The 10,368-nt window shown below is 66.8% G+C and carries 10 protein-coding genes; 9 read left to right on the top strand and 1 reads right to left on the bottom strand.

The features are described 5' to 3' along the window. Positions 1-50 precede the first annotated feature (50 nt). The 3 genes from ABZ260_RS37645 to ABZ260_RS37635 all read left to right on the top strand — a co-directional run bounded on the left by ABZ260_RS37645 (position 51) and on the right by ABZ260_RS37635 (position 2,388). The gene (locus tag ABZ260_RS37645) at positions 51-467 is read left to right on the top strand and encodes a hypothetical protein (RefSeq protein ID WP_355627058.1); all 417 of its coding nucleotides are present in this window, start codon (positions 51-53) and stop codon (positions 465-467) included. Between the two features lie 122 nt (positions 468-589). After that, complete coding sequence (locus ABZ260_RS37640; RefSeq protein WP_355627056.1) at positions 590-1,327, top strand: FCD domain-containing protein; 738 nt, start codon at positions 590-592, stop codon at positions 1,325-1,327. Between the two features lie 275 nt (positions 1,328-1,602). After that, a complete protein-coding gene (locus ABZ260_RS37635; protein ID WP_355567546.1) occupies positions 1,603-2,388 on the top strand; it encodes an enoyl-CoA hydratase/isomerase family protein in 786 nt (261 codons plus the stop codon). Between the two features lie 160 nt (positions 2,389-2,548). Here the strand turns inward: ABZ260_RS37635 and ABZ260_RS37630 are convergent, their stop codons facing one another. After that, entirely contained in the window at positions 2,549-2,716 is a 168-nt protein-coding gene (locus ABZ260_RS37630) for a hypothetical protein (RefSeq protein WP_355627054.1), read from the bottom strand. Between the two features lie 496 nt (positions 2,717-3,212). Here ABZ260_RS37630 and ABZ260_RS37625 point away from each other — a divergent pair, with 496 nt between their 5' ends. The 6 genes from ABZ260_RS37625 to ABZ260_RS37600 all read left to right on the top strand — a co-directional run bounded on the left by ABZ260_RS37625 (position 3,213) and on the right by ABZ260_RS37600 (position 10,231). After that, entirely contained in the window at positions 3,213-4,604 is a 1,392-nt protein-coding gene (locus tag ABZ260_RS37625; RefSeq protein WP_355627052.1) for an NAD(P)-binding protein, read from the top strand. An 80-nt stretch (positions 4,605-4,684) separates the two neighbouring features. Continuing rightward, positions 4,685-6,094: an ABC transporter substrate-binding protein gene (locus tag ABZ260_RS37620; RefSeq protein ID WP_355627050.1), complete on the top strand. Its 1,410-nt coding sequence runs from the start codon at positions 4,685-4,687 to the stop codon at positions 6,092-6,094. A 459-nt stretch (positions 6,095-6,553) separates the two neighbouring features. After that, positions 6,554-7,402 carry an ATP-binding cassette domain-containing protein gene (locus ABZ260_RS37615; protein WP_355627048.1) on the top strand — a complete coding sequence of 283 codons (849 nt, stop codon included), beginning with the start codon at positions 6,554-6,556 and terminating at the stop codon, positions 7,400-7,402. Between the two features lie 9 nt (positions 7,403-7,411). After that, positions 7,412-8,335 carry an ABC transporter permease gene (locus ABZ260_RS37610; protein ID WP_350929866.1) on the top strand — a complete coding sequence of 308 codons (924 nt, stop codon included), beginning with the start codon at positions 7,412-7,414 and terminating at the stop codon, positions 8,333-8,335. After that, complete coding sequence (locus tag ABZ260_RS37605) at positions 8,332-9,225, top strand: ABC transporter permease (protein ID WP_355627046.1); 894 nt, start codon at positions 8,332-8,334, stop codon at positions 9,223-9,225. Before ABZ260_RS37610 ends, ABZ260_RS37605 begins: the two co-directional genes overlap by 4 nt. A 1-nt stretch (position 9,226) precedes the next feature. Next, complete coding sequence (locus ABZ260_RS37600; protein WP_355627045.1) at positions 9,227-10,231, top strand: ABC transporter ATP-binding protein; 1,005 nt, start codon at positions 9,227-9,229, stop codon at positions 10,229-10,231. Positions 10,232-10,368 lie beyond the last annotated feature (137 nt).

Genomic DNA, 10,368 nt, shown 5'->3' with positions numbered 1-10,368 from the left:
CCGTACTCCCCAGGCGGGGCGCTTAATGCGTTAGCTACGGCGCGGAAACCGTGGAGGTCAACGAGGGCATGGTGAGCCATCTGCGACGCAGCAGGCCCTGGCTTGAGGTGATCGCCGCTGACGCGGGGGACCTGGGCAAGCTGCTGAGGCAGGCCGGTCTGTCCCACGCCGACGCGATCGTCTCCTCCCTTCCCTGGACGCTGTTCGAGGAGGCGCGGCAGAGGCGCATCCTGGAGGAGATCTCGGCCTCGCTCATCCCCGGCGGCACCTTCAGCACCGTCACGACGCTGACCGTGCTGCCGCTACAGCGCTTCCGGCACTTCCGCGGCCTCATGGAGGACACGTTCACCACCGTCGAAAGCCTGGGCCCGATCTGGCGCAACGTGCCGCCCGCCCTGGTGTACACCGGGGTCCGGGCGGGTGAACGGCCGACGGAAGAGGTCTCCGGCGAGCCGGGCAAGGGTTGACCACCCGCCCGGCGAGCGGATCCTGACCACCTACCGCCAAGCCGCATATAATCGGTGATTATCATTTTCCACTTTTTGCCGTCGATGATCACATCACGGCTGCCGGCCTGGAGGTTCTCACCATGTCATCCGCCCCGCTACGCCCACAGAAGACCGCGATGCTGGTCGCCCAGCGGATCGTCGCCGACATCAACCGGCGCGGTAACACCGTGGGCGACCGCCTACCTCCCGAGCGCGTCATGCTCGACGAGTACGACGTGGGCCGTGGCACACTCCGCGAGTCCCTGCGCTTCCTCGAACTTCAGGGCGTCATCTTGCTCAAACCAGGGCCGGGCGGTGGCCCCATCGTCCAGCAGCCCGACGCCACCAGCCTGGCCACGGCGCTCACGCTGCTGCTGCAGTTCTCGAACGCACCATTTCGCACGATCGCCGAGGCGCGCACCGGCCTCGAGCCGATGATGGCGCGGCTCGCCGCGGAGCGGATGAGCGACGAGCGACTTGCGGATCTGAAGTCCAGCGTCGACAACATGCACGAGCACCTGGACGACGAGGCCGTCTTCCTGGACGAGAACAAGCGCTTCCACGACATCATCGCCCACGGCTCGGGCAACGCCATGTTCGGCTACATCGTCGACGCGCTGCTCGGGATCCTCGACGGCTCGGCGATCGGCATCGATTACCCGGAAGTACGCCGGTCCGCGGTGCACAAGGCACACCTGAAGATCTACGAGGCCATCGCCTCGCACGACCCGGCCGCCTCCTCCGAGGCGATGGCCGAGCACATCGACGCATACGTCAAGTACGCCGAGCGCAAGTTCCCCGAGGTGCTCGCCGCACCGATCGTGTGGAACAACATGTAACGATGTTCTCGCGGCTCCGGCGTCCTCGACTCTCCGCACCCGGGCGCAAGACCGTCGTGCGCCTCCTTGCTCTCCCCCTCGCACCGAAACATCTCCCGCTCTCGTGGCGTCGGAGCTCACCGTGCCGGAACCACCGGATCGGCGTTGAGTTCATGCGGCGCCGCCGCAGGATCCTTGAGCACAAGGCCGATATTAGGTTAGATTGATAATCATAGATTGATTTTCTATCAGCCTTGACCACCTGCCCGGCACGGGCGTGACACGAAGGGGGCGCGATGTCTGCCATCGAAGTGGAACAGCGCGGTTCGGCGGTCTGGATCCGGATCAACCGGCCTGAGCGTCGCAACGCCTATGACCTCGACATGGCGAGGGCCATGATCGCAGCGGTTGAGGACGCCGGTGAGGCCGACGCCGTGGTGATCACCGGAAGCGGGGGCTCATTCTGCGCCGGTGGCGCACTGAACCAGCTCGGTGAGCCGGACCCCCAGCAGCTGCGCGCGCTGTTCACCACCTCACTACGGCTCGTCGACGCGATCCGCGCCTGTCCCCGGCCGGTGATCGCCGCCGTCGACGGAGCGGCCGCCGGTGGCGGCAACGAACTCGTCGTTGCCTGTGACTTCGCGATCGCCACCTCTCGCTCCACTTTCGGGCAGACCGGCCCAAGGGTCGGCTCGGCTCCGGTGCTTGGTGCCACCAACCTGCTCGCCGTGCAGATCGGGGAGAAGCGGGCGAAGGAGATGGCGATGCTCTGCCGGCGTTACACGGCCGAGCAGGCGCTGGCCATCGGCCTGGTCAACGAGGTCGTCGGTGACGACGGGCTCGATGACGCCGTCGAGCGATGGCTTGCCGAGATCCACCGGCTGAGCCCGCGCTATCTCGAGATCACCAAGATCAGCTCGAACCAGTGGTGGAACCATTCCAAGGACAACATGAACTCCGGACTCGGGATGCTGATCCAGGCGATCGGCAGTGAGGACATGCTCGAGGGTGCCCAGGCGTTCCTCGAAAAGCGCAAGCCCGACTTCCGAAGCGACCGGAACGCCTCCACCATCGGCGGATAGGCTCACGTGTGATCTTCCGGTGCCGCAGCGCCACGTTTCCCGATCGCGAGGACTGGGCGCCGGCGGCCATGCGCGCCGCAACGCCGCCGAGCGTCCGAACCCGGTCCGGCTGAACACCACGGACACTTCTCAGCGCCGACCGGAAGCCGGCGGCACGGCGCTACTCCCGCTGTGGCAGCAGGACGGTGGAGTCGACCTCGATCCGCTTGTGCGCGATGCGCAGGCCCGAGGGGGTCTCGACGCACACGTCCCGGTAGCGCCCCGTCTGGAGTCGCGTCCTGCCGCGTTCGTGAAACACCGCCTGGAAGTAGGCGCCGGTCTGAATCATGCCGTTTGATCCAGGTTCGGCACGCACGCTGGAGATGAAGTGTCGACCGACCAGGATGGGTCGGCGGATATGGTCCCGGTACACGTCGAGGAATCCCTCGCCCCGCACCCGATGGCCGAAGCGGATCCCGATGAAGTCGGCTGAGGTGCCACTGAATCGCCTTACATTCCGGCGAATAATATGCATCAGATCACATGCCGCCACGGCGAGGCAACAGACGCGGCACGCCTTTTCAAACAGACGGTTGGCAGTCTGTGGCCATCGGCAACCGGACGGAGGACCGGCAGCCGGCACGCCCCGGACACGCCGGCGAATCCCCGGCCGACGTACGGGCTCACCCGGCGACCAGGATCCGCCCTGCCCCGTCCGGCGGCACATCCCGTCCACGCCTCTCGGCCACAAGGCGAGCACCGCTCTCCATTCCTACTTATCATGAACATTGTTATCCTTAAAGAGAGCCTGACATGAAGTTGTTTCCGCCGCCGGAGGACTCTCGATGACCACAGCAGCAGAGCTGCACTCGCCGCCCGCCTTTCCGCACCTCTTCTCCCCCCTGCAGGTGGGGACGATGCGGCTGCGCAACCGCGTGATGCTCCCGCCTCACGCCTCGGCGATCGGGAACATCTACGGCACCGATGACGACGCGGCCCGCAACATCGCCTACTTCGAGCAGCGCGTCCGCAACGAAGGCGTCGCCTGGGTCGGCAGCCTGTCGACCCATGTGAGGAACACCCTGATCCCGGGATTCGAACCGACGGGGGTCGGGGCGGCGACGACGGGATTCTTCCGCCTCCCGTTCTTCGTCGATCGGGTCCAGCAGTTCTGCGACACGATGCACTCGAACGGCGCGACGGTCACGGTCCAGATGGTGCACCAGGGCGGCATGCCACACGGCGCCTCACACGTGATGAGCTCGCCGGTCATCAACCTCATGCCGCACGTCATGGACCAGGACGACATCGACGCCTTCGTCGAGGAGTACGCCTACTCCGCCAAGCTCTCCATGGACGGGCGCGCCGACGGCGTCGAGCTCCACCTCAACCATGACGACGTCCACGAGTGGTTCCTCTCCCCGCTCACGAACCGGCGCGAGGACAAGTACGGCGGATCGCTGGAGAACCGTGCTCGGTTCGCCGTCGAGACCATGCAGGCGATCCGCGCGGTCATCGGCACCTCCATGACTCTCGGGATCCGGCTCAACATCCGGGAGGAGGTGCCCGGCGGTTACGACGTCGGCGGCGGAGTCGAGCTGGCCCAGTACTTCGAGTCGACCGGCCTCATCGACTACGTCCACGGGGTCATCGGGTCGCCCTGGGGCAACCCGAGCTACATCCAGCCGACGTACTTCGATCCCGCGCAGTGGTCCGAGCTGGCCGGAGAGCTCAAGCGGAGCATCTCGCTCCCCGTCATCCACACGGGCAGGATCAACAGCCCGGAGGTGGCCGAGCAGGTGCTCGCGGCAGGACACGCGGACGTCGTCGGCATGGCGCGGGCCCACATCGCCGACGGGGAGCTGCTCCTGAAGGCACGCGAGGGCCGCCTCCCGGACATCCGCCCGTGTGTCGGCGGCAACGAGTGCATCAGCCGTCGCTACGTCGAGGGGCTCGGCTTCGGGTGCGCCGTGAACCCCCGGACGAGCCACGAGGTCGAGGGCCCCTGGCCGAAGACACCCCGTCCCCGCACCCTGCTCGTCGTCGGCGGTGGACCTGCCGGCATGGAACTCGCGGCTCTGGCCCGCGAGGGCGGTCATGACGTCACCCTGTGGGAGGCGGGCGACGAACTCGGCGGCCCAGCGAGTCGTTCTACAGGAGCGCCATGCGATCTCTTCGGCGTTGTACACGGCAGGTACGTCTACTGTCAGTCCTGTCCATGGCGGTCATCATGTTGACCGCGTGTTCGAGTTCAGCGGGGACCAGCTCTGGTCAGGCGACCGGCGGTTCCGCCTCCGGCGCGCACCCACTGAGAGTGGTGCTCCCGGCGGAGCCGGCTACTTTCAACCCGGCACTCGCGCTCTACAGCACCCTGCGCATCGTGGGGCCGGTATTCGACCCGTTGGTCGGTTTCGACAAGGAGACGCTGGAGCCGAACGACTCCGGTCTGCTCACCTCCTGGGAACGGGTCTCGCCGACCGAGTGGCGATTCAAGGTCCGGGAGGGTGTGAAGTTCCACAATGGTGAGGAGTGGAACGCTACAGCGGCCGCTTTCACCATCGAAAAGTATCGGGACGAGCCGAAAAGCGGTTTCGCCCCGTACTACGCGCGAGTCACGGACGTGAAGGCCGAATCGGATGGCTCGCTGCTGGTGACGACGAACGTTCCCTACATCGCGATGCCGAAGGTGCTGACCACCGCGATGGGCCTGCCGCCGAAGTACTACGCGGAGGTGACCGGGGACAATTTCGGGAACAAGCCGATCGGTACCGGGCCCTTTGAGTTCGATTCGCTCCAGGCCGGCCAGAAATTCTCGGTCAAGGCGTTCAAGGATTACTGGCGAGGTGCGCCCAAGCTGGAGGGAATCACCTACTCGTGGGCCGCGGACGCGTCCACCCGCGCCGCACTGCTGCAGAGCGGTGGCGCCGACCTGGTCTCCGACCTTCCGAACGAGCTCATCGAGGAAGTCGACAGCGCACCCGGCACCAATGTTCTCTCCGCGCCGTCCCTTTACAAGATGGCGCTCAGCATGAACTCGAATGACGGCACGCTGAAGGATCCGAACCTTCGGAAGGCCGTGCAGGCGGCGATCGACTACGACGCCATCGTCAAGACGCTCTTCGGAGACGTCGGGGCACGGAAGTCGCCCTACTTCATCGGCGACCTGCTTCCGGAGAAGCCCGAGATCGGCTACCAGAAGTACGACCAGGCCAAGGCGAAGGCACTGGTCGGGGCCAGTGGTGGGACGCCCAGGCTCCGGTACCTGTACACGACGGGTTTCTACCCGAAGGACAAGCAGGTCGGCGAGGCGGTCTCGGCGATGCTGGAGGCGGTGGGCTTCCAGGTCGAGCAGGTTCCGATGGAGAACGCCGCGCTCCGCAAGGAGCGCAACACCGGGAACTACTCGATGTACATGGTGCAGAACTTCCCCGTCTTCGCCCACCCGGACTCGTTCATCGCCTTCTTCACCGGGAAGAACGCGGCGGTGAAGTACTGCACCGACCCGGCGGGCTACGACGCTCTCACCGCGGAGGCGCTCTCGGCGAAGGAGCAGGAGGCGAGTGACCAGGTCTACGACCGGGTCGAGAAGAAGGTCCTGGACTCCGACGCCTGCAACGCGGTGCTCTACGACCAGGTGATCTCCTACGGCATGACCGACAAGGTCAAGGGGTTCAAGTCCGCGCTCGACGCGGTCCCCTCGATGTACGAGGTCACGCTTGACAGCTGATTCGGGGCACCGGGGGTCTTCCGCCGAAACGGCGGAGGACCCCCACCTTCGCGTGGCGGAGCGGCCGGTGGGGGATTCTGGCTCGAACCCTGGTCTTTGACCGGTCGCGAGTGGATCCGGCCACCGCGCCCTCCTGGGAAGGAGATTGGCAGACTCCCGTTCGGGCGCCCAGCCGCAGACGATCCACTGTACGACTTCGTCCCACGATCGACTGATGAGTAAGTGATTGATGGGACATATGTCTTCTTGTATAAGGAATGTCTTGACCGTCCAGATCGGCTTCACTACGGTGAACATACCGACCGGCCGTTATCCATACCGTGAGTTTGAGATCACCGACCTGAGCCGGAGTGGCGATTCCATGGCCGTCGGGAGTCGGTGCCCGCGCTCACCATCGGGTTCTCACCTCCTCGGGGAACCGTTTTCTGTCACAGGCGCTGTCCGTCAAGGGAGGTCCGGATGACTGAGGAACGACGCATACTCGACGTCGACCGCCTGTCCGTCGTGCACCGCGCTCGGGGTCGCAGAGGCCATCCCGTCGTCGCGGTCGACGACGTCTCACTCGGCGTCGGGGCCGGCGAGATCGTCGGAGTCGTCGGCGAGTCGGGATCGGGGAAGACCTCGCTGGCGATGGCGGTCGCCGGCCTGGGGAAGATCTCCACCGGTAAGGTCACGGTCTCCGGCATCGAGATCGGCAAGCGGCTCTCGCGGAGCGCCAGGGCGGAGATCCAGGTGATCCTGCAGGATCCGCACGGCTCTCTCGACCCCCGCCAGAGCGTGCGTCGTGGGCTGCGGGAGCTGCGCGGCATCCATTCCGCGCGGACCGCCTGGGTGACGGACGAGGAACTGCTCGCCAAGGTCGGGTTGACCGCCGACCTGCTCGACAGGCTGCCTCACCAGATGAGTGGTGGCCAGGCGCAGCGAGTCTCGATCGCCCGCGCTCTGCTGCTCCGCCCGAGCCTGCTGCTCGCCGACGAACCGACGTCGGCTCTCGACGTGTCGGTCCAGGCGCAGATCCTCCGGCTGCTCCTGGAGCTGCGTCGCACCGAGGGACTGGCGATCCTGTTCATCAGTCACGACCTCGCCGTGGTGCGCGCCGTCTGCGATCAGGTGCACGTGATGCTGCGCGGCCAGGTCGTCGAGCACGGAGCCACCGCGGAGGTCTTCGACCATCCCGCGCACGAGTACACCCGCAGGCTACTGGCGGCGATTCCCGGCAGGCAGACGGTGAACCCGGCGGAGCAGGCCCATGTGTCAGACGACTCGATCCCCGGTGACGGTCATCGATCTCCCACCCCCGTTCTTTGAGAGGCCGACGTGATTAGGTTCCTCGCGGGCAAGGCGGTGCAGGGTATCGCCACCCTGATCATCGCGGTGTCCGTCGCCTTCTTCCTCGCCCGTGGTACCGGCAACCCGGTGAGGGAGATGCTCGGTGATCTCGCCAGCGCCGAGCAGGTCGCCCAGCTCAACGCCCAGCTCGGCCTTGACCGGCCGCTCTCCGTCCAGTACCTCCACTTTCTGGGGGACCTCGTGACCGGGAACCTGGGTGACTCGCTCCGATACGGCTCCAGCAACCTGGAGCTCATCCAGAGCCGGCTGCCGGCGTCGATCCAGCTGGCGGCGGCCGCGATGTTCATCGCAGTGCTCTTCGGCGTGCCCCTGGGTATCTGGGCCGCGCTGCGGGAAGGCCGGCTGGCGGACCGGCTGGCCTCGGCCGTGGCGCTGATAGGCCAGTCGATCCCGCTGTTCTGGCTCGGTCTGATGCTGATCCTGCTGTTCGCGGTGAGCCTCGGCTGGCTACCCGCCGGGCAGTCCACCGGGTTCAGCTCGCTGATCCTGCCCGCCGTGACACTGTCCACGTTACCGATGGCACAGATCGCGCGGCTCACCAGATCGAGCATGTCCGAGGTACTGGGCGAGGCGTTTCTCTCCGCCGCCCAGGCCCGTGGCATTCCCCGGTGGCGGATCGTGCTGATCCACGCCCTCCAGAACGCCTCGCTCCCGGTGATCACGATCATCGCCCTTCAGGCGGGAACCCTGCTCTCCGGGGCGATCACGGTCGAGTTCGTCTTCGCCTGGCCCGGACTCGGCACCCTTGCCACCCAGGCGGTTCAGACGAGGGACTTCTCCCTGATCCAGGCGATCGTGGTCTTCGGAGCCGCGGTGTTCGTGGTCGTGAACCTGATCGTCGACCTCCTCTACGGCGTCCTGGACCCGCGAATTCGGGACGGTGTCGCATGACCACGATCAACACGATCCAGAAGTCCCCGCGGACCACGCGGAAGCCCTCGGCGGTGCGGGCCCGCGGTACGGGCTCCGTGCTGGCCTTCGGGCTGCCGTTGGCGGTGATCGGTCTCATCTGCCTCGCCGCACCGCTGCTGCCGCTGCCGGACCCGGCGCTGCAGACACTCGGAGACGCGCTCCAGCCGCCGGTCTGGATGGACGGCGGCAACTGGTCGCATCCGCTGGGCACCGATCACCTCGGGCGTGACGTCCTGTCCCGGATCGTCCACGGCGGCCAGCTCACCTTCGTCATCGCGATCGTCGGCATGCTGGCCGGGGCCATCCCCGGCACGCTGGCCGGACTGGTGAGCGGGTTCTACCGGGGAGCGGCCGACGCGGTGATCTCCCGGTTCGTCGAGGCGCAGCTCGCCCTGCCGTTCATCCTGCTGGCCATCGCGATCATCGCCAGCCGCGGACGTTCTCTCGCCGTTCTGATCCTCGTACTGGCTCTGATCGGCTGGGCGCAGTACGCCCGGGTGGTCCGCGCCGAGACGCTGTCGCTACGGGAGCGTCCGTTCGTACTCGGCCTGCGCTGCGCCGGTGTGCCGACCCTGCGGATCCTGCTCCGGCACATGCTGCCCAACCTCGCCGGCACCGTTCTCGTCCTCACCACCCTGCAGATAGGAACGGTGATCCTGGCGGAGAGCGCGCTCAGCTTCCTGGGCCTGGGCGTGGTGTCACCGCAGATCAGCTGGGGCGCGATGCTCGCGGACGGGCGCGACCAGCTCTCGCACGCCTGGTGGGTCGCGGCCTTCCCCGGCCTGGCGATCACGATCGTCGTACTGCTGGTGAACCTGCTCGGTGACGCCATGCGCTCCTGGCTCGACCCGAAGAAGCGGAGGTACTGACATGGGTACGGTTCTCGAACTCCGTGATCTCACCATTGAGGCGGCGACCGCCCGAGGCACGCAGGTGCTGGTGGACGCCGTGGACCTGACCCTCGAAGGGGGAGAGATCCTCGGTCTCATCGGGGAGTCGGGCAGCGGCAAGACGACCACGGTGCGGAGCGTCCTGGGCTTGCTGGACCGCAATGTCTCGGTGGCCTCAGGCGAGGTCGTCGTGCTGGGTGAGCAGGTCCAGGCGCCGGGAAGGCAGAACGTCGACAAGGTCCGCGGACGTCATGTCGGAATGGTCTTCCAGGGGGCGTCGTCCTCGCTCAACCCCCTGATGAGGGTACGGCGCCAGCTCCGTGAGGTGGTCCGCACCCACCTGCCGAAACTCTCTGCCGAGGAACGGGACGCGCGGATCGCTCATGTGATCAGCCGGATGGGCTTCACCGAGGTGGATCGGGTGCTCGACTCCTTCCCCCATCAGCTCTCCGGGGGAATGCGCCAGCGGATCGCCATCGCACTCGCGGTGGTCACGGAGCCGGAGGTGCTGATCACCGACGAGTGCACCTCGGCGCTGGATGTGACCACCCAGGCGGAGGTCGTCGGCCTGCTCGGCTCGCTGACGGCCGGATCCGGGATGGGCACGGTGTTCGTGACTCACGACCTCATGCTGGCGAGCGAGATCTGTAACCGGATAGCGGTGATGTACGCCGGTCAGATCGTGGAGATGGGCACGGCGAAGGACGTCGTCCACCGTCCCCGGCACCCCTACACGCGGGCCCTGCTGGCGGCCATCCCGAGCTGGGACGGCGGCGAGATCAAGGCGATCGACGGGGCCGCTCCCAGGATCACCGAGGACTGGACGGGATGCCGGTTCGCCCCGCGCTGCCCCCGCGCCGAGCAGATCTGCACGGCCGGTCAGGTCCCGTGGGTCGAGGTCCCGGGTGGTGACCACGCGCGATGTCACTTCGCGCTGGAGAACGACCGGGGCGAGGCGTTCCTGCCCGCCTCGTCCCAGGCGTGAACGCCCTGACCGCGCCCGAGGGCCGGCCTGAGAGCCGGTTCGTCGCCTCGGTGGCCGACGGCCCGGTGGCGACGGTGACCTGGTCCCGGCCCGAGCGGCGTAACGCCATCGGACAGGAGGTCTGCGACGAACTGGTC

The organism is Streptosporangium sp. NPDC006013 (assembly GCF_040614275.1).
Taxonomy (GTDB): Bacteria; Actinomycetota; Actinomycetes; order Streptosporangiales; family Streptosporangiaceae; genus Streptosporangium.
The sequence above is the reverse complement of the archived record's forward strand: the minus strand, read 5'-3'. Positions and strand labels throughout refer to the sequence as shown.